General features: G+C 34.1%; 23 protein-coding genes and 1 pseudogene. 3 read left to right on the top strand and 21 right to left on the bottom strand.

The genetic code is table 11. The annotated features are described in order from the left end of the window. Positions 1–3: 3 nt before the first annotated feature. From dtd to EKM79_RS06015, 6 genes are all read right to left on the bottom strand, one after another. Positions 4–441, bottom strand: coding sequence for a D-aminoacyl-tRNA deacylase (gene dtd / locus EKM79_RS05985; RefSeq protein WP_125566893.1), 438 nt, complete (start codon positions 439–441; stop codon positions 4–6). A gap of 1 nt (position 442) precedes the next feature. Continuing rightward, a complete protein-coding gene (locus EKM79_RS05990) occupies positions 443–2,674 on the bottom strand; it encodes a RelA/SpoT family protein (RefSeq protein ID WP_125566895.1) in 2,232 nt (743 codons plus the stop codon). Between the two features lie 446 nt (positions 2,675–3,120). Continuing rightward, positions 3,121–3,870: an RsmE family RNA methyltransferase gene (locus EKM79_RS06000; protein WP_125566898.1), complete on the bottom strand. Its 750-nt coding sequence runs from the start codon at positions 3,868–3,870 to the stop codon at positions 3,121–3,123. Further along, positions 3,851–4,726 (bottom strand): 50S ribosomal protein L11 methyltransferase, encoded by an 876-nt coding sequence (gene prmA / locus EKM79_RS06005; RefSeq protein ID WP_125566900.1) that lies wholly within the window; start codon positions 4,724–4,726, stop codon positions 3,851–3,853. Before prmA ends, EKM79_RS06000 begins: the two co-directional genes overlap by 20 nt. Positions 4,727–4,797: 71 nt before the next feature. Beyond that, on the bottom strand, positions 4,798–5,205 hold the full coding sequence (locus EKM79_RS06010) for a hypothetical protein (protein WP_125566902.1): 408 nt from the start codon (positions 5,203–5,205) through the stop codon (positions 4,798–4,800). Positions 5,206–5,320: 115 nt separating this feature from the next. Continuing rightward, positions 5,321–5,500, bottom strand: a complete 180-nt coding sequence (locus EKM79_RS06015) for a hypothetical protein (protein WP_125566904.1) — start codon at positions 5,498–5,500, stop codon at positions 5,321–5,323. A gap of 167 nt (positions 5,501–5,667) precedes the next feature. Here EKM79_RS06015 and EKM79_RS06020 point away from each other — a divergent pair, with 167 nt between their 5' ends. Next, entirely contained in the window at positions 5,668–6,177 is a 510-nt protein-coding gene (locus EKM79_RS06020) for an aminoacyl-tRNA deacylase (RefSeq protein ID WP_125566906.1), read from the top strand. 52 nt (positions 6,178–6,229) lie between these two features. Here the strand turns inward: EKM79_RS06020 and EKM79_RS12465 are convergent, their stop codons facing one another. Then, the gene (locus EKM79_RS12465; protein ID WP_281273211.1) at positions 6,230–6,358 is read right to left on the bottom strand and encodes a hypothetical protein; all 129 of its coding nucleotides are present in this window, start codon (positions 6,356–6,358) and stop codon (positions 6,230–6,232) included. A 159-nt stretch (positions 6,359–6,517) separates the two neighbouring features. Here EKM79_RS12465 and EKM79_RS06025 point away from each other — a divergent pair, with 159 nt between their 5' ends. Beyond that, a complete protein-coding gene (locus EKM79_RS06025) occupies positions 6,518–6,700 on the top strand; it encodes a hypothetical protein (protein WP_125566908.1) in 183 nt (60 codons plus the stop codon). A gap of 45 nt (positions 6,701–6,745) precedes the next feature. Here the strand turns inward: EKM79_RS06025 and EKM79_RS06030 are convergent, their stop codons facing one another. Next, positions 6,746–7,456, bottom strand: coding sequence for a hypothetical protein (locus EKM79_RS06030; protein WP_125566910.1), 711 nt, complete (start codon positions 7,454–7,456; stop codon positions 6,746–6,748). A gap of 278 nt (positions 7,457–7,734) precedes the next feature. Here EKM79_RS06030 and EKM79_RS06035 point away from each other — a divergent pair. Further along, positions 7,735–8,964, top strand: a pseudogene (locus EKM79_RS06035) (M20/M25/M40 family metallo-hydrolase). A 64-nt stretch (positions 8,965–9,028) separates the two neighbouring features. Here the strand turns inward: EKM79_RS06035 and EKM79_RS06045 are convergent. The 13 genes from EKM79_RS06045 to EKM79_RS06105 all read right to left on the bottom strand — a co-directional run bounded on the left by EKM79_RS06045 (position 9,029) and on the right by EKM79_RS06105 (position 24,985). Then, entirely contained in the window at positions 9,029–9,343 is a 315-nt protein-coding gene (locus tag EKM79_RS06045) for a hypothetical protein (protein WP_125566916.1), read from the bottom strand. Between the two features lie 104 nt (positions 9,344–9,447). Beyond that, the gene (locus tag EKM79_RS12470) at positions 9,448–10,374 is read right to left on the bottom strand and encodes a glycoside hydrolase family 73 protein (protein ID WP_125566918.1); all 927 of its coding nucleotides are present in this window, start codon (positions 10,372–10,374) and stop codon (positions 9,448–9,450) included. Positions 10,375–10,661: 287 nt separating this feature from the next. Beyond that, positions 10,662–11,576 (bottom strand): hypothetical protein, encoded by a 915-nt coding sequence (locus EKM79_RS06055; RefSeq protein ID WP_125566920.1) that lies wholly within the window; start codon positions 11,574–11,576, stop codon positions 10,662–10,664. A gap of 219 nt (positions 11,577–11,795) precedes the next feature. Next, complete coding sequence (locus EKM79_RS06060) at positions 11,796–15,416, bottom strand: BspA family leucine-rich repeat surface protein (RefSeq protein WP_125566922.1); 3,621 nt, start codon at positions 15,414–15,416, stop codon at positions 11,796–11,798. 218 nt (positions 15,417–15,634) lie between these two features. Then, on the bottom strand, positions 15,635–16,018 hold the full coding sequence (locus EKM79_RS06065; RefSeq protein ID WP_125566924.1) for a VOC family protein: 384 nt from the start codon (positions 16,016–16,018) through the stop codon (positions 15,635–15,637). A 10-nt stretch (positions 16,019–16,028) separates the two neighbouring features. Then, entirely contained in the window at positions 16,029–17,018 is a 990-nt protein-coding gene (locus EKM79_RS06070) for an aldose epimerase family protein (protein ID WP_125566926.1), read from the bottom strand. A gap of 16 nt (positions 17,019–17,034) precedes the next feature. Next, positions 17,035–17,721 (bottom strand): beta-phosphoglucomutase, encoded by a 687-nt coding sequence (gene pgmB / locus EKM79_RS06075; protein ID WP_125566969.1) that lies wholly within the window; start codon positions 17,719–17,721, stop codon positions 17,035–17,037. A gap of 76 nt (positions 17,722–17,797) precedes the next feature. Then, positions 17,798–20,041, bottom strand: a complete 2,244-nt coding sequence (locus EKM79_RS06080; RefSeq protein WP_125566928.1) for a glycoside hydrolase family 65 protein — start codon at positions 20,039–20,041, stop codon at positions 17,798–17,800. A 71-nt stretch (positions 20,042–20,112) separates the two neighbouring features. Continuing rightward, positions 20,113–21,216, bottom strand: coding sequence for an ABC transporter ATP-binding protein (locus EKM79_RS06085; protein ID WP_125566930.1), 1,104 nt, complete (start codon positions 21,214–21,216; stop codon positions 20,113–20,115). Positions 21,217–21,303: 87 nt separating this feature from the next. Then, positions 21,304–21,960, bottom strand: a complete 657-nt coding sequence (locus tag EKM79_RS06090) for a hypothetical protein (RefSeq protein ID WP_125566932.1) — start codon at positions 21,958–21,960, stop codon at positions 21,304–21,306. A gap of 15 nt (positions 21,961–21,975) precedes the next feature. Then, positions 21,976–22,788 (bottom strand): carbohydrate ABC transporter permease, encoded by an 813-nt coding sequence (locus tag EKM79_RS06095; RefSeq protein WP_125566934.1) that lies wholly within the window; start codon positions 22,786–22,788, stop codon positions 21,976–21,978. After that, on the bottom strand, positions 22,788–23,648 hold the full coding sequence (locus EKM79_RS06100) for a carbohydrate ABC transporter permease (protein WP_125566936.1): 861 nt from the start codon (positions 23,646–23,648) through the stop codon (positions 22,788–22,790). Before EKM79_RS06100 ends, EKM79_RS06095 begins: the two co-directional genes overlap by 1 nt. Positions 23,649–23,671: 23 nt before the next feature. Further along, the gene (locus EKM79_RS06105) at positions 23,672–24,985 is read right to left on the bottom strand and encodes an ABC transporter substrate-binding protein (protein ID WP_125566938.1); all 1,314 of its coding nucleotides are present in this window, start codon (positions 24,983–24,985) and stop codon (positions 23,672–23,674) included. Positions 24,986–25,141 lie beyond the last annotated feature (156 nt).

Consider the following 25,141-nt stretch of genomic DNA (forward strand, 5'->3'; position numbering starts at 1 on the left):
AATTTATCTCTCCATTATTATCGTCACAGGTCCATCATTAATCAGCGATACTTGCATATCAGCACCAAATTCACCTGTGGCAACATTTATATTGTAATTTCTTAAAGCCTCATTAAATTGGTCGTACTTTGCACTGGAAGTCTTAAAATCACCAGCTCCAGTGAAACTGGGCCTATTCCCTTTTTTAGTATCAGCATACAAGGTAAATTGCGAAATAGATAAAATTTCTCCATCAATATCTTTGATCGATAAATTCATTTTATCATCCGAATCAGAAAATACCCGCATATTAGCAATTTTTCGTGCCATATATTCTATTGTTTCATCATCGTCCTCATCAGCGAACGCCACCAACAAACAAAATCCCTGATCGATTTGACCAAGGACTTTGCTGTTTACACTAACTTTTGCTTCTGAGACACGTTGGATAACCACTTTCATATTATTCAACCGTCCTTTTAATTTCGTAAACATCTGGTACATTTTTTAACTTCGAAATAATTTGATCCAAGTGTTCCTTATTGTTAACACCAACACTTACATGAATAACCGCCATTTTTTCTTTATCCAAACGTCCATTAACGTTGATCAAAGAATTAGTATTTGAATTAATTACTTGCAGTAATTCATTCAAAAGACCATTTCTATTAAATGCGTAAATATCAAGCTCAGCGGTGTAACGCTTTTCACGTGTAACATTATTCCAACTAACTTCAATAAAACGCTTTTTAGCTTCTTCACTTTGAACATTTGGACAATCAGCACGATGAATGGTCAATCCACGTCCCTTTGTAATGTACCCAACAATCTCATCACCAGGAATTGGATTACAACACTTAGCCAAACGAATTAGTAGATTATCAATGCCTTGAACAGAAATACTTGTATTAGCATTAGCCTGTTCTTTTTTTAGCTTGGTATTTTCTGGATTAGGCTTTGGAACATTTTCATGTGTTTCGGTAATCACATTTTCTTCTAATTCTTTTTTCTCAGCCTTCTTCTTATTTTCTGGATCTTCACTAATCAGCTTATGAATTACATTAATTGGTGATAATTCACCATAACCAACAGCATTGAATAATTCTTCTTGATCAGTGAAATTAAATATATTAGTTGCAAGTTCAAGGTGTTTTTTATCAAGGTACTTCTTACTAGATAATGAACGATTCTTTAACTCTGTTTCTAGTAACTCTCGACCAATTTGAATATTCTCTTGACGATCTTTAACTCTAAAGTAGCGTTTGATTTTATTACGTGCACGAGAAGTATAAACCATTTGAATCCAGTCACGACTAGGTGTTGAATTCTCATTTGTCAGCATCTCAACAATATCGCCATTCTTGAGTTGATAATTCAATGGTACCATTCTGCCATTAACCTTCGCACCAACAGAATGACTACCGACTTCAGTGTGTACTTGGTAGGCGAAATCCAATGGAATAGACCCCTTAGGCAGCTCTCTTACCTCACCTTGAGGAGTGAAGATATAAACCCTATCATTAAATATCTCACCCTTGACGGATTTCATAAAATCGGCTGCGTTGTCAGAATTTTCTTGTAGCTCAAGAATTTCACGAAAGACATCAATCTTTTGTTCATTCTCGTCCAGATGTACACCTTCAAAGTTACCTTCTTTATATGCCCAGTGTGCAGCCACACCATATTCAGCAATCTCATGCATCTTAAATGTTCTAATTTGAACTTCTAGTGGTTGTCCACCAGGACCAATAATTGTTGTATGTAGTGATTGATAACCATTAGCCTTAGGAACGGCAATATAGTCTTTGAAACGTCCTGGAATCGGCTTCCATTTTGAGTGAATAGAACCTAGAACAGCGTAACAATCCTTTACAGAATCAACGACTATACGAATAGCCAACAAGTCATATAATTCAGAGAACTGCTTATGCTTATCTCGCATTTTTTTATAAATGGAATAAATATGCTTAGGACGACCATAAATATCATATTTGATACCTAACGCATCAACGCTAGTCTTAATGTAGTCAATCGCTTCAGCAATATAAGCCTCACGTTGATCACGCTTGCTATTCATTAAATGGACAATACGGTAATACTGTTGAGGATTAATATAATGAAGTGAAAGGTCCTCTAATTCCCACTTAATTTTACTGATACCTAATCTATCAGCTAGTGGAGCATATATCTCTAAAGTTTCGTTTGCAATTCTTCTTTGCTTATCAGGACGCAATGCTTTTAATGTACGCATGTTATGCAACCTATCAGCAAGCTTGACCATAATGACACGTAAGTCTTTGGCAGTTGCCAAAAGCATTTTACGGTGATTCTCAGCTAGTAATTCTTGATGTGAGTGATACTTATACTTACTGATCTTAGTTACACCATCAACAATTGTTGAAACTTGATTGCCGAATAACTCTTCGACATCGCCGAGAGTAACATTAGTATCCTCGACAACATCGTGCAAATATCCTGCAGCCACAGTGTATGGGTCCATGTGTAATGAAGCTAGAATTTGTGCAACTTGAGTAGGGTGAATAATATAAGGTTCACCAGTAGCTCTCTTCTGCTCCTTATGAACGTATGCAGCAAAATTATATGCTTTATTAACGAATTCGACGTGTTCATCATTCATATATTCACGACAAATATCGAGAACTTGATCAGGAGTATAATCTTCATTTTTTTTCATTTTTGTTCACCCCTTCGATTACAATAAAAAGCACTCTGATTTAAGACGAGTGCTTTTCTTTACGTATTATTATGCTTTCTTTAGTTCTAAAAAACAATCAATTTTCATTATCAAAAAGAAAATATATCAAAATACTTAATACTAAATATATTCCTGATAAAAAATAACCATATCGGCCGTATTTAACAAAAACACTAACGACAAATATTACCGGAAAAATCACCACATTAAAGAATGACAAATGATATTTTCTTGTAAACCAACCGATAAAGCCAGCAAATAAAATATTAATTACAAAAAATAACCAAATAATTCTATTTGTTCTGCCAAGATGAAATAAATTAAATAATATCGGCATAATAAAAACTAAAATAATAGATATTAGTGCAATGTAAGTTGACTTGGACTTCTCAACTTTATTCCAAAGATTCTTCAATATTCATTCCTCATTTTGAATTAAGTTCATATTTATATGATAGCACTGATAGGAAGTACATTGGGGCAGTTTCTGCACGCATTATACGTGGTCCCAATCCTATTGAAACAAACTCATGATTTTTTAGTTCTGAAACCTCTTCGGATGAGAAACCACCTTCTGGGCCAAATGCGCAAATAATCGATTTTGGTGATTTTGATAATGATTGAGCCAAAATACTTGTTTCGCCTTCTTTGGCAGATTCCTCATAAGCAATTAATTTTAATTCCACATCGGAATTATTTAACTTACTGATGTCGCCCAAATAGACTACTTCCGGAATCAACCGGCGTTTCGATTGTTGTGCTGCATTTTTTGCAATTTCCTGTAATCTAGTTAGCTTTTTTTCAATCACATTCGACTTCCAGTGCATTATCGAATACTGGGAATCAAAAAAGATGATTTTTTTAGCACCCAATTCAGTTGCCTTCTGTGTGATCCATTCAATCTTATCTTTTTTAGATAAAGAGCAGGCAACAGTTACGTCCACAGGCAACTCAGTTGATGGCTTATTGCTTTTTTCTATGCTGAATTGAATACATTTATTATTAGTATCAATTTGTGTTACTGTTGCTTGAAATAAATCATTATCCTGATCAACCAAGTAAATCACATCACCTGCTTTGTGACGTAATACAGTAGCCAAATGTTTATAAATTTCTTTATCAGAAATACTAAGTGAATTTCCTTCAACTTTTTTACTAACGAAGTATTGCTCCATTTTGTTCCTCGATATCTTTTGTTCTCTTACAAATTAAAGTTGACCAACCCTTTAGATGAAGAACTTCAATCGCTGAAAAGCCTTGTTCTTTCATTAAGTCGGTAACCAATTTTTCCTTTTCATTAATAATACCAGATAAAATGACAAATCCCTTACTATTTAAATGTGATTCGATATCAGGAATGAATTGTTGTAATACATCTACCAAGATATTGGCAACAATTACATCCACTTTACCTTCTACGCCGTCTAATAACGAATTCTCATAAACCTCAATATCTTCACATCCAGGATTAAGTTTAATATTTTCTTTAGCCGCTGTGACTGCTTCCGATGCCAAATCAAACGCCTTAATGTTATTGACACCTAATTGACGTGCTTGAATGGATAAAATACCCGACCCAGTTCCAACATCATACAATGATTCCGCATTTCCTAGAATCATTTCTAAAGCTTGCATACATGAGAAAGTAGTTGGATGCGTACCTGTACCAAATGATTTTCCCGGATCCATAACAATAATATGTTCATCAATATTCTCAGGCACATAATCAACCCACTTTGGAACAACGGTTAGATAATGACTAATGTGCACGGGATGATAATATTGTTTCCATTCATTCTCCCATGAACTCTCATCAACAGAACTTTCTTCTATTTCAACTCCATCAATATTAAATCCATATTCTGGAAGTTTATTTATTTCTGTCTGCAACTCATTTATTAATTCTGGCTTATAAGTATTTTCATCATCAACGATTTCAGTACCTTGTGCTCCAATCTTCATAAAAGTATCTGAAATTATTTCTTCATTAATTGTGCTTGGGAACAAGACACTAATTTTTTTCCAAATCATAATTTGCCTCCATATCAATAACCTTAAGATTACTAGAAATCGGCCATAAAAAAAAGACGTTTATAACGTCTTTAATCAATATATGATCTAACTTCATTCATAAAGTCCACTTCTCGATCACGAATTACTGATCTTGCCTTAGCAACTTGTGCCTTATTAATAACATTGTTGTCATAGTCCAAGTACTTCAAAGCATCAATTAAAGCAACAAAGTAATTGTTAAGACTCTCATACATCTTGGAATTCTCCAAGTTGTATTTCTCAATATAAGAATTACCTAACTTTATAAATCTTTTAATGTTGTATACATAATTGTCGGCTAGGCGTGAATAATTCTCATATGTCAGAGCCTCGCCTCTTTCAATTAGATTCATTGTCTTGAAATATTCAACGAATACGTCGCGATATGTCAAGAACCTCTCTACGAATACATTTGTTTCCAATACATGTGTTCTCTCTGCACTAATGAAATTCATCATTCCTTCACCTCAATATTTATTTTTTTATAATATACCATAAATTATTGATTATGCAAAGCATAATTTTATTCTTATGCTAAGATAATAAAAAAAGAATGCCATTTGAAATAGCATTCTAAACATTCTTAGATTCAGTCTTTTTTACATTTGTTGCTGGTTGTCTTAAAGACTCATTATTTTTAAACAATTTCTGTGCTTCTGATAATTTCTCTGGGCTTTTTTTGATTTCCTGTGATATTTTGCTGAAATCATTATTAGCAGGGTCATTAGTTTGCTTGTGTCTAAAAAAACTCATGATCATCGCTCCTTCTGTTACATTGGTAACTATTATATAACAAGTATTTATTATTTTAACTTAAAAATTTTCAAAAAATATAATTATTTGGCAGTTCGGCTCACTTTAAAATTTATCTTAGTTTGTTATGATAGTAAGAGTATGAATTTGCAGTTAAGGTGATATATATGGGAAAAAAGAAAAAAATACAAAAAACATTAGTTGAAAAAATTTTGGACAAGGAAAAGGTTGCTTATGAACCAATGACCTTCCCCACTCAAGCAGAAGGAGATACGCAGGAGCTCGTTAACGACGGTAGCGAGAAAGATGGTTATAAAATATATAAGACGCTAGTACTTACTGGTAACAAAACTGGTCCGCTTGTCGGGATGGTAGCATTAGACAAACATTTAAGTTATAAAATGCTAGCAAAATTATCCGGAAATAAAAAAGTTGGAATGGTCCCTCTTAAAGATCTAGTTAAGACCAGTGGTTTTGAACATGGCGCTAATAGTCCAGTTGGTATTCATTCACTGCACAATTATCCTATCTTCTTTGATACCGAGGCAGATGAAGCAGATAAAATAATTGTCTCTGCTGGTAAAATTGGGCAATCAATCTTAGTTGAACCACACGATTTAGCCAAAGCCGTTAACGCTACTTTCGGTACATTTGCTGTCGAAGAACCTGAATCATAAGATACAAAAAAAGACTGAAGCCGAGATGCTTCAGTCTTTTTTCATTCTATAATTAAGCAGCTTGTTTAAGGTTTTCGATAGCTTTTTCAATGGTTGTACCATTACCAAAGCGATTGCTATTATTAACGTCAACTGCTGTGAATAATTGATTATCTAAATCTAATAAAATTCTATATCTCATATTATTCACGCCTCCTTTGTTGTTCCGTATATCTAAGAGGTAGCGATAGATGCTACTATACTAGGATGTTATCAAATAGTCAACCTTTTTTTCATAATTCTTGACAATAACTAATATAAGTAAGATTATATAGACACAAATTAAAAAAGGAGAATTTAATTGGCCGATACACTTTTAAATATTTTAAAATGGATTCTAATTATTGTAGTTGTTGGCTTCTTGATCATTCATGTAGCTATTCCACTAATTATAATTGCTGCAATCGCAGGTGGTATTTACTACCTATATCGTAAGCATAAGGCAAACCAATACACACCCGAGGGTCGTAAAAAAGTAAACTAATCTACACAATAAGCTGTCAATCATTAAGATTGGCAGCTTATTTTATTACTCTTGAATGTAAGGAACTCCCGCTTGATCAGCAGCTAATCGATCAATACCTTCTGTAATTGAATCTTCAGCGTCATTAATGTAAGTAACCTCAAAATCGGCAACTTCACCATTGATTTCACCATCTAAATCCAACTGTTCTATCATTGGACGAATCATTGCAACATATGATTCTGAATCCTTTTCAGTATACTCACCCATACCCATAAAGTAGAACTGTCCAACCATCAAGAATGCGTCCATCAGGTCAAACTTGTAACTACTATCTGAATCACCATAAGTAACCCAAGGGTAGCGGCCAGCTAATTTATCAAGTATCTCAATCAAATCTAAAAATGAGTCATACGCGTTCACATGAGCTTTTTTATATGAATCAAACTCCTCTTTAACCGCATCTTCATCGTTTTCAGATTGAAATAAAATAGTTTGTTCTAAGGCAATCGCACTGATACTTTTTTTAGTGATATTACTATTGAATCTTGCCAATTCATAACTAAGATCATAAATGATTTGAGTACAATCATCCGCAATCGATTGATATGAAGACAACTCTGGTCTGTCACCAAAATCATCTAATAAATTCAACTCAGTTTGAACAGCAACTTGGATTTTCTCAACCCATTCAATCAAATTCCCGTAATTATTAGCGAAATGTACCGAATTGGTCATTAAATAATCTTCAAAAGTAATATTCTTATTGTCGTCCATGTGTTTTCTCCTTAGGATCTTTTTTGTCTGATGTAAAAGATATTATAATTAATAGTAAACCAGCTCCAGCGGCAGACCACAAATAATTTGTCGTAAACCAACTGAAGATAAATCCTAATATAGCAACAACTAACAGAAATATACCTAAATACCTGTCAATTTTCATCAATAAATTCAATATTTAATCCTCTTTTTTTACCGTTTTGCTTAAAAAAATACTAAAATAGAACTGTTGAACTAATTAGTATTATACATAAAAAGTTATCGGAGGACTAGATATGGAAAAATCTGAAAGATTAGAAATTCTGGATGATCTTATCAAATTAAGAACTATAAATGGTGACGAAAAACTGGTTGCAGACTATTTAAAAAAATTATTTGATAAACATGGAATAAAAAATGAATTGGTTAAGTACGATGATAATCGCGACAATTTGATTGCTACTATCAATAAAGGTGATGGGCCGGTACTTGGATTCACTGGACATGAAGATGTGGTCGCTCCTGTTGACGAAAGCAAATGGAATTACGACTCATCGTTCAAGCCAAAACATATCGACGGAAAAATATTTGGACGTGGTGCTTCCGATATGAAGAGTGGATTAGCAGGAATGGCTATTGCACTTATTGAATTAAATAATGATGATTCATTCAAGGGTAACATCAAATTCATCGCTACCGTAGGTGAAGAAATTGGTGAATTAGGAGCTAAACAACTATCAGATGCTGGATATGCTGATGATTTAAAAGCATTAATTGTTGGTGAACCAAGTAATTCTACATCTAAGTTAGTAACTGACAAACTTGCTGCTAGTGGATTGATCAGAATTACTCAACCTAATCCTTCTGAATATGGCCGCCATTCAATTTTCTGCGCACACAAAGGATCAGTTACTTATCAAGTTATTTCACGTGGTAAGGCAGCTCATAGCTCAATGCCAGAGGTTGGGGTCAATGCCCTTGATAATTTGGTTACATATTATAATAAGCAAAACGAATATTTCGCTAAATTAACAAGTGCCGATGACGATGTACTAGGTAAAACTAAACCATCAGTTACAGTATTCAAGTCTGGTGATCAAGAAAATACCATCCCTGATTACGCTGAAATGACAGTAAAAATCAGAACTATTCCTGAATACAACAATGATAAAATAATTACTGAGCTAAAAGAATTGGTAAATAGCATGAATGAAGCTGATCCAAGAATGAATCTTGAAATCAAAATTGATAGTAGTAATTTGCCAGTAAAGACTGATTTAAACTCTGACTTTCTAAAGATGGCACGTGACGCATACAAGGAAATCTGAACACAAGATGCTGTTGCTGTCGGTGCTCCAGGCGGTACAGATGCATCTCAATTTGTAGAGGCCAACCATGACCTTGAGGTGATTGTAGCCGGTCCTGGTAACGAATCAGCTCACCAAATCAATGAATTTGTCTTTGAAGATGATTATTTGAAGTTTATTGATATTTATAAGTTGATTGCGCAAAAGTTTTTTGCATAATTTATTAAGAATAAAACTCCGCTAGAGAAATTTCTAGCGGAGTTTTTTAACATGAAGATAGTATTTAGAATTGTGCTCTTGGATCAGTTGGTCCCATCGGTGAAGCTTGAAATCCTTCGGATCGAGCTAACACTATCAATTGTTTCAAACGATTCCAATTTTCTGAATCGAGCTTTGATTTACTAGTTAGGTTAGCTAGCAAAATGCCATTGACCGTTTTAGAAGCAATTAATTGTGGAGCACTCTTTTTTTTACTTAAGTAAGTACCGGCAGTCATCAATGTCTTTATAACATCTGGATTAGTGTCAGGTTTCTTTGATAATGAGTTGTACATTTCATCAATAATTTCAAAAACTTGATCATAGACTGATTCTTTCATATAAGTTATCTCCCCCTTCGTAAATTGTACTTGAACAGAAAAATACAATCAACAAAGTAAAAATGGTCACATCCACTTAGAATAGTAAATGCAACCATTATATTTTACAATTTATATACATCACTCGAACTAACCCATTCATTAGTAGCAACGTGATACCAAGTTGTTCCATTTGAATCAGTCTTAGTTCTATTGAAGTACCAATCAGAATTAGACATCAATGCTCTATTAGAGATTAATTTATTATCATTATTATAAATTCTGGCATAAGGTGTTACTTTTACATGAACGGTTCCAGTCGTTGCGTCATCTTGAGAGCCACCATTTGTTTCAGCAGCACCGTCGTATTGTGACAAGTTATACGTAGCAATTGTATTATTTAGGATCTCTGCATAATGAGGTTCAGTAGCATATCTTCCTTGCAACCATGCTGTAGCATCTTTATATGATGATGCATTTTCCTTCCATGCACCCTTATAGTAGCTGGAATCCCATGAAACACCATTACGAATCTTATTTCCATTGTCAGCAAATGACTCATAATAACTAGGATACTTGCTGAAGTTAGCATTGATCCAATAGTAATCATTTAGGGAATTACTCCATTCTCTAGTTGGAACAAGATAAGTTGATCCATTATATGAACCTTTCAATCCAAACAAGTTATTAGCATAGACAGCTAAATCAGACTTTCCCCAACCACTTTCAATAATTGCTTGGGCCAACATAACTGAAGCATAAATATTGTATTTTGCGGCAACTTGTTGAGCAATCGGAACGACCTTAGCCATAAAGGCTTGTTGTTCAGCCGGTGTTGCGTAGTTGTTAGTGGCTTGCACGATAACTTGTTGGTCAGAATTTGATTTTGAAACAGGTCCAATACTGTCGGAATGTCCGATAGTTGGATCTGCTTTCTTTACAGATGGACCAACTATTACATTGGTATTCGCAGCATTAACTACCAAAGGTGTTCCCATAGAAGCAAATGTACTTAATACAGCCACACTTGTTAAGATAACTTTTTTATTCATTTATGAATCCCCCTGTACGATCTTGTTTGTTAGAAAATAAAAATCAGCACAAAAAATATAGACTTTACACATCACATATAGAACAAATTATCCCATAATATAATTTATCCATATATTTCATCACTTAAACTATAAACCTAATAATCATTACACATTATCAAGATTTGATTACATTTTGGTTACATTAAAAAATAGCAATTAATATTTCAAAATTTAACCATTTATCTGTTACTCACATAAAAAAAGCCATCCAAAAATGGATGGCTTTATATAACATCTACTATTAACTAATTAATGTAATTATGCTGACCTTTACTAGCATAGTCACTAACATTGACCCACTCATTTGTAGCAACACGAGCATAAATCTTACCATTATAATTTCTAATATTATCTATCTTCCAATCAGTATTAACCTTCAAAGAACGATCATTAATTTGTTTAAATGAACCGTCTTTTTGAAGAGCCATAACTGGTACATATTTACCTTTACTATTAAATAAGAAAATTTCACTTTCATTGTTAGTATCTGCAGTACCATCAGAATAATTTCCATAGTTTGTAATTTCTGAAACATTGTTACGTACTGTATTTAATTTTTTAACTCGTGGTGAGTTAAAATACAAGTTATCCCCTACTTGCCAGCATTCGTTACCGTCAATGTTGACTTCATTAGCTTTCCAATATTGCATCAAAAAACCTTTTGCGGAATTTACACTTTTACCTGTATCAACTAATTTACCATTTTCTTTTTTATAAAGATCGATTGTTGTACTATCTGACCTTGGATCGTTACCTATAAAGACAATGTCTTTACCATCATAATTTGGTAAATCTGGTGTGTAATTAGCATATTTTACCTCATTTGGGTCAGAAATATTACTTGTGATCTTTTCTGAACCTTTTGTACTAAAGTATTCATTCTCAGAAACTTGCCACCAGTCTTTACCATTAACGTTTACTGAATTAGCTCTCCAATTCTTAGGTTGGCCTTTAGCATCGTATATTTCCTCTTTGTTATTCGTCTTAACTATCTTCCCATTTTGCATCTTATAAACTGCAACCTCAGGAGAATTACTCTTCATAAATATTGTATCGGAAGCTTCAAATGTATACGTCTTACTAGATGCCTTGACAACATTAATACTTGTCAAAGTACATCCAATTAATGCTACGGTTAGTGCTAAGATAGATTTTTTCACGATTACCCTCCAGTATTTATCAATATTTTATAACATTGATATTTCACCTTTAATCGTATCAAAGATAACAATACATTTACAATGCTCATAAATAAATATAATTATTTTTTATTTTATGGTCAAAAAGCAAAAAAATTATTGATATAAATTTAAAAAGTACCCCTTAAAGTTAGACTTATACCTAGCTTTAAGGGGTATTAAAATTAATTAGGCTTTAATTTAAATAACATCTGATTTCTTAACAAATTCATCAGTCGCAACCCGATAATAAGTTTCATTATTAATTTGAACCGTCATATCGATCTTATAATCTTCATTTGATAGGAGTGTACGACCAACATCATTGCCTCGCTCATCGAATATAGGCGTTGCATGCTTTGAACGTATTGTATCTGAGTCATCCCAATACTCATACACTTTGTCAGCTGGAACAAATTCATTGGTTGCAACTCGATAATACTTTTCTCCATTAAACATCACATAACGATCAGTTTCCCAATCTGTTGATGGATTAAGACTACGTACATTATCTAAGTGTGCGTTTATCAATTGAACTTTATTTTCTTTATAAGTTCTAACCTTTGAAATATGCTCTACATAAACATAAACTTGGTCAGCTTTAACCCATTCATCTGTAGCGACTCGATAATAAGTTTGTCCATTTAAAGTCATCTGTTTATCATTAAACCAATCGGTATTGACATCCAGGTATTTTCCATCAATTGTATTACCATCAAAATCATACAATTGTGCCTCTGGTCTATCGCTAAATGTTGCGATTGTTTGATTAATATTTGTTACAGTTCTATTTGATGTTGTGCCACCAGAATGGCTGCTACTATTATTGTTGTTGTCGGTACTATCGTTTCCAGTGTTTGGTTTATACGATACATTGATATTAATATTGGCAGGTATTGTAATTACCTGACTAGTCTGATCGGAATCCTGTCCTAATGATTTAATAAGAAGTAAAACAAGATCCTTAATATTCTTAGATGGATTAGATCCACCAAAAGCCTCTGTTTCACTTACTGGATCATCAGAATCAATCGAAATAGTGGTTTTATCAGGGTCCAATTCTTTTACTGTATTCAAGCTTTGCAAAATTGTATTATCCTTAATTGCATCAGGATCATTAACCTGCAAAACTATTTCGTCAGGTACGTCACTTATCTTAATAGTAAACGGAGCTGATTTCTTCAATTTTACAGTAAAGTTTGAATCTTCAATTGGAGAACTTTTATCAAATGTTGGTAATTTTTCTGCATACCCCCATCCCGTTTGCTCAGAATCAGTCTTAACATGATAAGATGCAAAATCAAGTTTATCACCTTTGGAATCATAAACTACACTGGAATCATATCCTGGAACACTTATATCGCTTCCACTTGGAACGGCGACATACCAACCTTCTCTATTTTTTGAATTAAAATCATATATCTCTTTACCAGTTTCGAAGTCAACATACTCTATTTTATAGTTAACTTCATGACGTTCAGCAATGACCCAAGTTTCATTAGGACGTATAGCCCCGTTGTAACCTTCTGCACTGTATACCTTCATCATATCTGTACCATCTTTTAACTTATAATTCCCTTGAGGATCATCATCAGTCCCAGTACCGACGTTATACCAGCCCTTATATATATCATAAAAACTTAAACTTGAGTCGGTTAAATAATCATTACTATTTAATTTTATTTTATAAAGATAATTCGTATAAAAAAACATGCCACTTCTATCAGTATTTTCCGGAATATTAAAATTGGAAAAATCTAAAAAGTGCAAGTTATTGCAATAAGTAAACATACTCCCCATTTTGATATTACCTTTAGTCGGTTTATCAAATATTGGTAGTTTAAATTCAGTCAAATTTTTACAATAACCCAGGAAATATTCCCAATCACTTACGTTATTTGTTTCCCATTGTGACAAATCTATACCCTTAAGTGACGTATCACGGTCGAACATATAACTTAAGTCATTTGCGGATGCCATATTCCATAACTTCACCTCTGGTAATGATTCTAAGCTTGTACACCAGCTAAACATGCCATAAAAATTTGTTACCTTACTAGTATCGAAGTTACTTAAGAATTCAAGATTATCTGCCGTTAAACTTTCATCTTCATTAAACATTTTTTCAAATGATGTCGCTGACTTAGTCAATATATGAGGCCACTCTATAGTTGTTAATTTAGGACAATTGCTAAACATATATGAATAATTTTCAATATTTTCACCACTGAACTCCGGCAAGTCAACTTTTTGAAGATTAGAACAGCCCTTGAAAGCTCCATATACTGCTCCTCTGTTATTTTCACCAACTTTTAAATCATCAGTTGATAGCATAGGAGTTTTTAAGTTATCTAAATCAACTTCAGTCACTTTATTAGCACCTTCAAACATATTACTCATATATTTCAAACTAGCGCCATTAAAGCTGGGAAGCTCAACTTTACCTGAAAGACCAGACTGAAGAAACATATCACTAATATCTTCAACTTTTGATGTATCCCATGATTTTAAATCTTCAACATTAAAATCTGTATGTGCGAACATGCCAAACATATTAGTTACTTTTGATGTATCAAATTTATCCAAACCTTTAATGTTTAATTTATCACCGTCACTGTTAAACATACCATCCATATTAGTTACCTTTGATGTATCAAAATCTGACACATCAATAAATGTAAGCCTAGTATCATTATTAAACATACCTGCCATTGTAGTAGCACTACTCGTATCTAAACCAGTAAGATCTAAAGACTTTAAAGATGCATCAGTGTCAAACATATTCAAAAAACTTTTAACTTTGGAAGTATCCATAACATTTCCTAAATCATCCTTAAATTTTACGTCTGTTAAGGATGAACAGTTAGCAAGCATATAATTTAAATTTGTAGCATTACTTGTATTAAGCTTCGATAAATCAATGGATTGGAGACTTTTACTACCAGAAAAAAAGTTACTGAAATCCGTTACATCTGATGTATCCAAGTTTTCCAAATTATCAATAGTTTTTGCTGATGTTGCATGAAGAAAATTATGTACATTCCCGTGTAATGTAACTTTCCCATCAAAAGAAATTTTATCATATGATATTTCTTGATCAAAAACATTACTTCTATACAATCCTAATGCTATTTTATATGCATCATCATATTCAGCTTGAGTAATGTCACCAGCTCCGATATGTAAAGTACCATCTTTAACATAATAATCACAGCTACCTATACTGTAATATAAAGGTTTTTCCTTATCTGATTGTGCTTGACTAATTTGCAGATTCTGAGACCTTGATTGTGCAACTGGACTATTTGAATTTTGATCATTTCTTAAAGGAACATTTTGATTCTGAACATTATTATCATCTGATTGAATATCAGAATTAGACGTACTATCGGTTCCGTCATTTTGATTATTACTCTGATTTGTTACTACATTTGTCTTAGTATTAGATGTTGTTTGATTACTATTCTGATTTGTTATTACGACTGTCTTAGTATCAGATTCCACCTGATTATTATCCTGTTCTGTTTTAGCACTAGATAGTTGTTGACTATTTTCATGATTAATTTCATTCGAATTATTATCGTTTGAATTACTATTTAACTTGGAAGTATCATTTTGCTGCGACTCAGCAGAAGAAGCACTTTGTTCAGTTTGAACGGAGTCTAATGAATCAGCGGAAACATTAACGAATTGTGTTGCGCCAAATAGAATTAGACCACCTGCAAAACTCAAACTAGATTTTATAACCCAGCTTTTACCTGATTTATATAGTTTCTTCCTTAAAATCGAATTCGGTTTACGTTTTAATTGTTGAAATCTCATGGTTGTCAGTCCCTCCCTATGTATATATCATAGTTCCTTTTAACAACAACAATCAAAAAAATAATCAATTTAACATGAAAATAATTATATTACATAATATATATACCAATTCAATATTTACACTACAAAAATAATATAAAAAAGACAAAGTTCTAAAATTCAGAACTTTGTCTTTTACCTAAATCAACTACATAATAACTATTTTTGTTGCACACTCTCTATACTGTCAATTCAATTTGATTACCTTCAGGGTCACAAACAACACTTTCATAATATCCATCACCGGTGACTCTTGGGCCACTTAAATGACGATATCCATCGGCTTCAATTTTTGCAGTCAATGTATCAACAGCCTCTTTTGAGCCTAGTGAAAATGTTATATGCATATATCCCAATGGAAAACCGCTAATATGATGTGGATTCAAATCATCTCTGCTGCATACCTCAAGTCTTGCACCATCAGGAAAAGTCAAAAATCGAGATGAGAAAGTCGATACCGGATTGTTATATTTTTCTGACGACTTAGCATCAAAGTATGTCTCATAGAACTTAACTACCTTTTCAATATTTCTAACAAATAAACCTACATGATCGATTCTCATAAAACTCCCCCTACAATTTTCTATACCGATACTTGTCAGTATAAGAAACTGTTTGATTCTTCCTCAAAATGATATTTCCAAAATCACTATGATTAATAGCATCAGGTAATGTTTGTAACTCCATTGCCAGACCAGTATACTGACGAGATGCCTCATTACTAATCGGATTGGCTGTAAAAATAATTAATCCATTCCGATTGGAACACAAATCTACCGCATATTTATCAGAACTTAAACTAGCAACTTTATCGCCAGATGTCTTAAAGGCATTATCAAACTCCAGTTTACCATTTTGCTTTTTCAATTTATATAAAGCGTTTTCGATACTTTGACCTTCCTTAAAATCAAATGCCTCTCGTGTAGGAATTAAAGAGCCTGTGGGAATTTTTTCATCATCAGTATCTAGATAATTATCTGCAGCTATTTGTAAGTTTTCTTTCATAATAGATGATTCACCCAAATCGAAATATACGTGACAAGTTGGATTGAATAATGTGTCTTCGTCACTAACAGCACTATATTTAATATTAACCTCATCATTATCATCCAACGAATATGTAATCACTATATTAATATTTCCAGGAAACCCATCATCGCTTGATTTAACTTTCAAAGCTAACGAAACAGAATTATTCTCTTCATCAATTGAACCAGCAAAATTTCTAGTTTGAATTCCATTATTGCCACCATGTAGTAAGTTATTATGCTCATTTGGAGCCAATTGATATGTGTGGCCATTGATCATAAACTTAGCCTTACCAATCCTACCAGCTACACGCCCCACGACCTTACCTACTTGAAATGGAGTGTCTAAATAACTTTGTAAATCATCAAAATGAGAAATCAATGAATGATACTCATTATTATCATACACTTCAAAATTTTGCCAAGTTGCCGCATACGTTAAAATGCTAATTCGAGTTTTATTTAAATTTTCAATAATATATTTATAAACGTCCTCACCATTAACTTGACCAAACTTAATTCTAGTTACCGACATCCTCAACACTCCTAATTTAATCCATTTTAACTTCGTTCATTGCATTTTTAATGTTATCCAATGTAACTTGTGATGTATCAGTAAAATTAATATCTGCTTCGTGCAATATTTCAGGATCTCCTATACCTACTGAGGTTTCTCCGGCACCATTAATTGACATAATACCTGCAGATGCATCTTCTAGTCCAATACATTCTTCAGGTTTCAATCCAAGAACTTCAGCACCACGTGCAAATATTTCAGGATCTGGCTTACCGTGCTTTAAGGTAGAAGGATCAATACGATTCTTAAAATATTGTGCTAATCCTAATTGTTCTAGTACCAATGGTGAATTCTTCGATGCCGAAGCTAATGACAACTTATAATCGTGTTCTTCCAAGCTTTTAATGAAATCAGCCATTCCAGGTAGGATTGCACTTTTATCCATATTCTTTAATAAATTCAAATAATTAGTATTCTTTTCGGCTGCATATTTTTCTTTTTCTTCTATTGTATAATCATTTTCTTTACCACCAGACTTAAGAATCAACTCAAGTGAATCCATACGACTGACACCTTTCAGGTCATTGGCTAATTTATCAGTCCAAGTAACACCCAATTCATCTGCTAATTGATGCCAAGCCTTGGCGTGATAAACTGATGTATCAGCAATAACACCATCTAAATCGAATACAAAACCTTTGATCTGTTCAAATTTAACCATCATATACACTCCCATTTTATAAAAAAAGACTAAGACAAATAACATGTCTCAGCCCTCAATTAATTTTTGTTTATAGCTAGTCAAGTGTGACTAGTTCACCATTAACTTCAATATCAAGTGGATCACCTGAAATTAGCTTAATGTCAGAACTAGTTTTATCAACACTTACTTCGATAACTCGACCTCTAAAGACTTGCCTAAATGAATAACTGTCCCATTTCTTTGGTAGGAAAGGCTTATAGCTAAGAACCCCATTAGAATGTACTCTCATTCCAGCGAATCCTTGAACTATAGCTAACCAACCACCAGTCATTGCAGTTACATGCAGGCCGTCATCGGTATCATTATTATAGTTATCTAAGTCTAGTCTAGCCGTTCTCTCGTATAATTCAACTGCTTTATCTTCATAATGAAGATCAGCTGCTAATACAGAATGAATTGCAGGTGAAAGACTTGACTCATGAACTGTTAGTGGTTCATAAAAATCAAAATTAGCCTTCTTTTGTTCTGGCGTGAAATCTTCAATAAAGTCCCAAATACCTTGAAGCACATCCCCTTGCTTAATGTAAGGTGAACGTAGTATCTTGTCCCATGACCAATGTTGATTAATTGGTAATTGATTTTTAGGAATTGCACTAACCGGTTCAAGATCCTTATCTAAGAAACCATCGTGTTGAACAAAAATATTCAATCCCTTGTCATATGGCATGTACATTTTGTCTACAATATCTTGCCATTTAGACTTTTCTTCGTCCGAGACATTTAATTTCTTTGCCTGTTCTGGAGAAACATCTTGAAGAATCTTCAGAGTATACTCAAGTGTCCATTTAGCTAGCAGATTAGTATCCCAGTTATTATCAACATTATTCTCATATTCATCTGGTCCAGTAACACCGTGAATCATATACTGATTATTACGTTTACTGAAATGAACACGATCAGCCCAGAAACGACTAATTTCGGTCAGTATTTCACTACCTTCGTTCAAAACAAATGACTTGTCTCCGGTATATCTAGTGTAATTATAAATAGCAAATGCAATGTCACCATTACGGTGAATCTCTTCAAAGGTTATTTCCCATTCGTTATGACACTCAATACCATTAAACGTAACCATTGGGAACAATGCACCTTTTAAGCCTTGTTGCTTTGCATTGACGAAAGCACCGTCCATTTGCTTGTAACGATACATCAACAAATTACGGGTTACTTCTGGCTTAGTAATACCAAGATAAACTGGCACGCAGAAAGCTTCAGTATCCCAATAAGTTGCACCACCATATTTTTCACCAGTGAAACCTTTAGGACCAATGTTCAGTCGCGCATCTTCTCCATAATATGTAGTGAATAATCCAAACAAATTAAAACGCATTCCTTGTTGTGATTCGTTATCACCGGTAATTTTGACGTCTGATTTGTTCCAACGTTCTGCCCAAATGTTGCTATGTTCAGTCAATAATTCGTCATACGATTTAGTCGAAGTATCATTAGCTAATTTACTCATGGCGTTAGTTAATTTTTCATTTGAATCATAATCACGAGAAGTAACCACAATGACACGTTTCTCTAAAATAGCTACTTCATTTGATTCAAGGTTGATCTTGAAAGTTTCACTCGTTTCAGAATCAGTAACAGTTGAATCAATCTTTTCCATAACAGTTACGTGGCACATTTCCATTCCAGATGTAAATCTAGGCGTACCGAAGTCATTGGGTTTGGTTTCAGCCACTAAACTATTCTCGTCTATATTTACTACATTCCAAAAATGTTCATCATAATTAGAATCTTCATTAACAACATTAGAATCCAAAGCTGATATAGCCTTTACTTCGACATTCTTATCAGACAAATTTTTAAAGCTGACTTTTTGAACGGATAGTTCTTTTTGTGCAACACTTAAAAATCTTTCAAATTTGAATTCAACCTTTGCATCACCTTTAGTGACAACAAACGACCTAGTCAAAACTGCATCTTTCATATTCAGATCCAATTTAAAATCACTGATTTGATCGGTTGCTAAATCTAGTTTAGACCCGTTGATCAAAAAATTTATTTTAATAAAGTTAATAGCATTTATGACTTTTCCAAAGTACTTTGGATAGCCATTTTTCCACCAACCAACACGTGTTTTGTCGGGATACCATACTCCGGCAAGATATATTCCTGGAAGGCTATCACCTGTGTAGTCCTCTTCAAAGTTACCACGCATTCCCATATAGCCATTACCAAGACTAGTCATACTTTCTTGTAGACGTCTATCATCTTTGTCTAACTTATGCGTGATGATATTCCAGGGATCAACTTCAAATATCCGCTTCATTCATTTATGCCTCCTAAAAATAAAAAAGGTAATTAGGTAAACAAAATACCCAATTACCTTTTTATAATTCTCTAAAGAATTGTCTCTTCTGTATCATCATCGAAGTAATGAGCTTTCGTCATTTCAATAGCCATTTTTACTTCTTCACCTGGTTCGTGATAATCACGTGAATTTACCTTAGCAATGAAATCTGTATTGCCGAGTTTTGAATAAAGCATTGATTCAGAACCCAACAACTCAGAAACTTGAACTTTAGCATTAAGAATTGCATCAGGGAAAGTCTGAATTGCAATTTCTTCGGCGTGAATATCTTCTGGACGAATACCAAATGTCAGTTTCTTACCATCATAACCTTTGTCTCTTAAGATCTTATATTGACCTTCAGGAACAGCCATATTGATACCTTCATCATTTGTAATCTTGCCATTAGCAAGCGTTACATCAAAGAAGTTCATAGCAGGTGAACCAATGAATCCAGCAACGAATTTGTTTTCAGGTTTATTGTATAGGTCTGCTGGTGAACCAACTTGTTGAATCTTACCATCATTCATAATTACGATACGATCAGCCATAGTCATTGCTTCAACTTGATCGTGAGTAACATAAATGAAGTTACGTCCTAATCTTTGATGCAATTGAGCAATTTCGGTACGCATCTGAACTCTCAGTTTGGCATCCAAGTTTGATAATGGCTCATCAAGCAAGAATAACTTAGCATCACGAACAATAGCACGTCCTAAGGCAACACGCTGTCTTTGACCACCAGAGAGGGCACCCGGTTTACGTTTGAGATAATCTGTCAAGCCTAGGATCTTAGCAGCGTTCTCAACACGTTTCTTCGTATCAGCTTTGTCATTTTTACGAATGTTCAGTCCAAAGGCCATGTTGTCAAAGACGGTCATATGAGGATACAAAGCATAGTTCTGGAATACCATAGCGATATCACGATCTTTAGGGGCAACTTTGTTCATTACCTTTCCTTCCATCTTGAAATCACCTTCAGTAATATCCTCCAAACCAGCTATCATACGCAATGTGGTGGATTTACCACATCCGGAAGGTCCAACGAAGACAATAAACTCACCATCTTTAATGTCTAGGTTGAAATCACTAACTGAATAGTCAGTATTGCCTTGATAGCGTTTATAAATGTGATCTAAATTAATTTCTACCATTTTTAACGCTCCTTTTATTTTTTTGACTTCCAGTTAACTAACGAGCTAACTCATTAATCAATCTAGATGTGTCCTCCACACCCAAAGTCAATCATTTTTTTCCATTCTGCCACCTAATAAACGATAAGAAACATAAGTAGCTAAAGAAATACTACAAATAACACTTAGAAATGCTAATTGCAAAACAAAATTTATCAGAATTAATATTAAGAATACAATCACAGAAATAATAGTTAGGAACGGTTTGGATACTAATAACGTCAACGTATTATCGCTTTCTTTAGTTGCCGACTGAAATGTTGCAGCAACTAAAGCCATCAAATAAACAAACGAAAATGTTAAGACTACCGTGTGCCATTGTGTATTGCCTGATGCAACTTTATTAAGTGCAATCATTACTATACCAACAGCTCCGAAACCAAAATTAACTTTGTAATCTCTTAATGATTCAAACCATTTTTTAAAGAAATACTTGAAGAAACTGCCGCTGCCATTAACCTGCCATTCTTGCACTGCCGAAAAGCTCGCAGTTAAACTTGGAATCGTAAATAACGAAAGCATAAGCCCAGTTACAAACAAAACCACGTAGTAAGATGCAGACATTGGCAAACTAGAAAGAATAATCGCAGTTAAAATAACTGAGAAATTGATCAGAAAGAATGAAACATTAATTGTAAATAAAGACCAAATCCAATTTCCAGCGGTCATTAATTTTTGACCATTTTTCGAGTTTAAATTAATCACGATTTCCCTCCTTAATTATTTAACAGCACCATCTGTAACACCTTTGATAATCCACTTTTGTGCGATTAGATAGAATAGAATTACAGGTAGGATTGAAATTGTAATTCCGGCTAGAGCCAAATGCCATTGCTTTGTATATTGACCGAAGAAATTGAACATTTGTAGCGGAATTGTATATTGAGTCTGTGGTAATACCAATGATGGTAATAGGTAGTCATTCCAGATTGCAATAATGTTCAAAATAGCAACTGTAACGGTCATAGGACTAAGCATTGGAAAAATAACTTTGTAGAATATTTGCCAACGGCTTGCCCCTTCCATCTCAGCAGCCTCATCCATTGCTAGAGGAATACTAGATAAAGTACCTTGGTATAAGAAGATAGACAAACTACAATCGAATCCTAAGTACATAACGACAAGTCCCCACATATTTAGGAAGTGAACACCACCGAAGTTAGCAGTTAATGGAATCATAACTGATTGGAATGGAATCAACATAGCTGAGATAAACAGCATTAATAATCCACCACTCAGTTTAGATTTATTTCTTTGAAGCGCATAGGCACCCATTGAAGATCCCAAAATAATGACAATTACAGATGCAACGGTAATGATCAATGAATGTGTTAATGAAGCCATAAAGTCCAGAGCCTTAAAGGAATTAACATAATTATCAGTTGTACTGTTAACAGGAAGTGATAAAACTGATGCGAAAATTCCTTTAGGTGTCTTAAATGAGTTTGTAACAATTAGGTAAAATGGGAATAACCATAAAATTCCGATGATAAATCCGAAAATACCTAAAGCTTTTCTACTATTCTTACTCATTAGAGATCTACCTCCCTCTTACGGTTGTAGAAGACTTGCAATAATGAAATTGCAGCAACAATCAAGAAGAAGATCATAGCTTTAGCTTCTGATAAAGCGAAGTTACTTGAATTATATGCTGTATTAACAATATCCATCGCTAACATTTGGGTTGAATGATAAGGTCCACCATTCGTCAATGAAAGGTTTTGGTCGTAAATCTTGAATCCGTTTGAAAGAGTTAGGAACATACATACTGTGAATGCTGGTGCAATCATTGGGAACGTAATTTTAGTGAAACGTTGCCATGCTGAAGCACCGTCAATCTCAGCAGCTTCGATAACTTCATTAGGAATGTTTTGTAAGTATGCAATGTAAATGATCATAATGTAACCACTCATTTGCCATACTGTAACAATAACTAATCCCCAGAATCCTGTTGTTTCATTTGTAAGCCAGTTTTGCAACCAACTCATATGTAGTGCATCACCTAAAGCTGAAAAGCCTTGTGTGAAAATAAATTGCCAAATAAATCCTAGGATCAAACCACCAATCATATTTGGCATAAAGAATACGGTACGTAGGAAATTACTTCCCTTGAATTTTTGTGTTACTAGTAAAGCTAACCCTAAACCAATTACGTTTAGTAAGATAACAGTTACAATAACAAAGCCCACTGTAAACCAAAAGGCGTTAATAAACGCCTTATCGTGGAACAATTGAATGTAATTTTGAAATCCTACCATCTTGGTATAAGTAAGACCATCCCAATCAGTAAATGAATAGAATAAACCTTCAATTACCGGAATGAATACAACCAAGGCTAACGCAACGAGGGTTGGCGTTAAAAATAGCCAAAATGAAAGACTTCTATTTTTCATATTCATTGCCCTCTTTTGTCAAACTAGTTACTCTTTTGTTGTTTTGCCCAGCCATCTGTCATGTTCTTGACTGTCTTATCCCAGCTTTGTTTGCCAGATAAGTACTTTTGCAAGTTAGGTTGTGCAACATCTGGATCCCAAGCAGTACCTGTGTAACCAGGGAATGCCCATCCAGTTGTTTGACCCTTCTTCTCATAGTTATAAACTACTGATGTTAGTGGGTCTGGCATCTTCAAATTGTCGTAACCTTTGTATGCTGGTACATAGTGAAGTTTATCAACAACGGCTTTCTTACCTTCTTTAGATGTATATAGCCAATCTAGGAAGTTTGTAGCAGCCTTTTGTTCTGTTGCTGACTTACGTTTGTTAACAGCCCAGTATAGTGATGTTCCGACTGGTAATTTACCTTCTTCACCAGGTACGGGAATAGGAATCATACCAATATCATTTTGTGCGAAGTCCTTATCAATACCTTCAACTGTAGGATAGATCCAGTCACCTTGTTGAATCATGGCTGTCTTACCTTGTGAGAAGTATTGGTTAACTTGTGCTGAGTAGTCCATTTGCATTACTGGTTTAATTGAATACTTCTTTTGTAAATCAAGCATTGTCTTCATATCAGCGTTCTTTGAGAACTTCATGCTCTTTGACTTGTAAAGTTTTTGTGCATTACCGTCGTAATCTTGTGCTAAGTAAAGGTTTAGCAAGTGATCTGACATGATCCATGCTTCTTTACCAGGTAATGCGAATACACCCTTAATACCTAATTGTTCTTTTTGTGCATCTAATTGTTCAACAGCAGCTTGTAACTTATCAACTGTTGTTAGGCTTTCTGGATCAATTCCAGCCTTTTCGAAGACTTTCTTGTTGTAAACAAATCCATAACCTTCAACGTTGAATGGAAGTCCAACAGTCTTACCGTCTGACTTAACAGCGCTCAGAACGCCAGGAAGTGCGGCTTTAGCAGTCTTTGTCTTTGATAGGTCTGCTTCGTATGACTTGAATTGCTTAACATCAGCAGGACCAGCCAAACTAAAGATTGTAGGTGAGTTACCAGAAGAAATTCTTGTCTTCAAGACAGGATCATAATCAGTACCACCACCGATAGAAGTGATTTCGATAGTAACATTCTTATGAGTCTTCTCATATTGTTTAGCAATTTGTTTCAATTGCTTATTGTTTTCTACCTTTCCTTGTAGAATAGTGATTTTAGTTTTACCACCGGAAGATGATGAACTACCACTACTGCTACATGCAGCTAATGTAAAAGTTGCTCCAGCTGCCAATGCAACTACGGCAACACGTTTCCCGAAACGTTTCCAGAAACCTTTTTTCATTACCTTGACCCCCTATATAATAATTTCTTTACTACGCTTATAATTATTGTTCTGATACCGGTTTCTTGCAAGCGTTTTCGCTATGTTACCGATAACAGGATTGTTCCATACCAATTAAAAAAACCACGCTAGTTCCTTGACTAGCATGGCTTACAG

It is taken from the genome of Companilactobacillus insicii (genome assembly GCF_003946015.1).
GTDB lineage: Bacteria > Bacillota > Bacilli > Lactobacillales > Lactobacillaceae > Companilactobacillus > Companilactobacillus insicii.

What these genes read in the sequence shown, in the direction of transcription:
- EKM79_RS05990 (WP_125566895.1), bottom strand. Translation starts at nt 2,674, where the DNA reads ATGAAAAAAAATGAAGATTATACTCCTGATCAAGTTCTCGATATTTGT.
- EKM79_RS12465 (WP_281273211.1), bottom strand. Translation starts at nt 6,358, where the DNA reads ATGAGATATAGAATTTTATTAGATTTAGATAATCAATTATTCACAGCA.
- EKM79_RS12470 (WP_125566918.1), bottom strand. Translation starts at nt 10,374, where the DNA reads ATGAATAAAAAAGTTATCTTAACAAGTGTGGCTGTATTAAGTACATTT.
- EKM79_RS06065 (WP_125566924.1), bottom strand. Translation starts at nt 16,018, where the DNA reads ATGAGAATCGATCATGTAGGTTTATTTGTTAGAAATATTGAAAAGGTA.
- EKM79_RS06045 (WP_125566916.1), bottom strand. Translation starts at nt 9,343, where the DNA reads ATGAAAGAATCAGTCTATGATCAAGTTTTTGAAATTATTGATGAAATG.
- EKM79_RS06080 (WP_125566928.1), bottom strand. Translation starts at nt 20,041, where the DNA reads ATGAAGCGGATATTTGAAGTTGATCCCTGGAATATCATCACGCATAAG.
- dtd (WP_125566893.1), bottom strand. Translation starts at nt 441, where the DNA reads ATGAAAGTGGTTATCCAACGTGTCTCAGAAGCAAAAGTTAGTGTAAAC.
- EKM79_RS06085 (WP_125566930.1), bottom strand. Translation starts at nt 21,216, where the DNA reads ATGGTAGAAATTAATTTAGATCACATTTATAAACGCTATCAAGGCAAT.
- EKM79_RS06070 (WP_125566926.1), bottom strand. Translation starts at nt 17,018, where the DNA reads ATGTCGGTAACTAGAATTAAGTTTGGTCAAGTTAATGGTGAGGACGTT.
- EKM79_RS06010 (WP_125566902.1), bottom strand. Translation starts at nt 5,205, where the DNA reads ATGATGAATTTCATTAGTGCAGAGAGAACACATGTATTGGAAACAAAT.
- prmA (WP_125566900.1), bottom strand. Translation starts at nt 4,726, where the DNA reads ATGATTTGGAAAAAAATTAGTGTCTTGTTCCCAAGCACAATTAATGAA.
- EKM79_RS06030 (WP_125566910.1), bottom strand. Translation starts at nt 7,456, where the DNA reads ATGGACGACAATAAGAATATTACTTTTGAAGATTATTTAATGACCAAT.
- pgmB (WP_125566969.1), bottom strand. Translation starts at nt 17,721, where the DNA reads ATGGTTAAATTTGAACAGATCAAAGGTTTTGTATTCGATTTAGATGGT.
- EKM79_RS06000 (WP_125566898.1), bottom strand. Translation starts at nt 3,870, where the DNA reads ATGGAGCAATACTTCGTTAGTAAAAAAGTTGAAGGAAATTCACTTAGT.
- EKM79_RS06095 (WP_125566934.1), bottom strand. Translation starts at nt 22,788, where the DNA reads ATGAGTAAGAATAGTAGAAAAGCTTTAGGTATTTTCGGATTTATCATC.
- EKM79_RS06105 (WP_125566938.1), bottom strand. Translation starts at nt 24,985, where the DNA reads ATGAAAAAAGGTTTCTGGAAACGTTTCGGGAAACGTGTTGCCGTAGTT.
- EKM79_RS06020 (WP_125566906.1), top strand. Translation starts at nt 5,668, where the DNA reads ATGGGAAAAAAGAAAAAAATACAAAAAACATTAGTTGAAAAAATTTTG.
- EKM79_RS06100 (WP_125566936.1), bottom strand. Translation starts at nt 23,648, where the DNA reads ATGAAAAATAGAAGTCTTTCATTTTGGCTATTTTTAACGCCAACCCTC.
- EKM79_RS06060 (WP_125566922.1), bottom strand. Translation starts at nt 15,416, where the DNA reads ATGAGATTTCAACAATTAAAACGTAAACCGAATTCGATTTTAAGGAAG.
- EKM79_RS06015 (WP_125566904.1), bottom strand. Translation starts at nt 5,500, where the DNA reads ATGAGTTTTTTTAGACACAAGCAAACTAATGACCCTGCTAATAATGAT.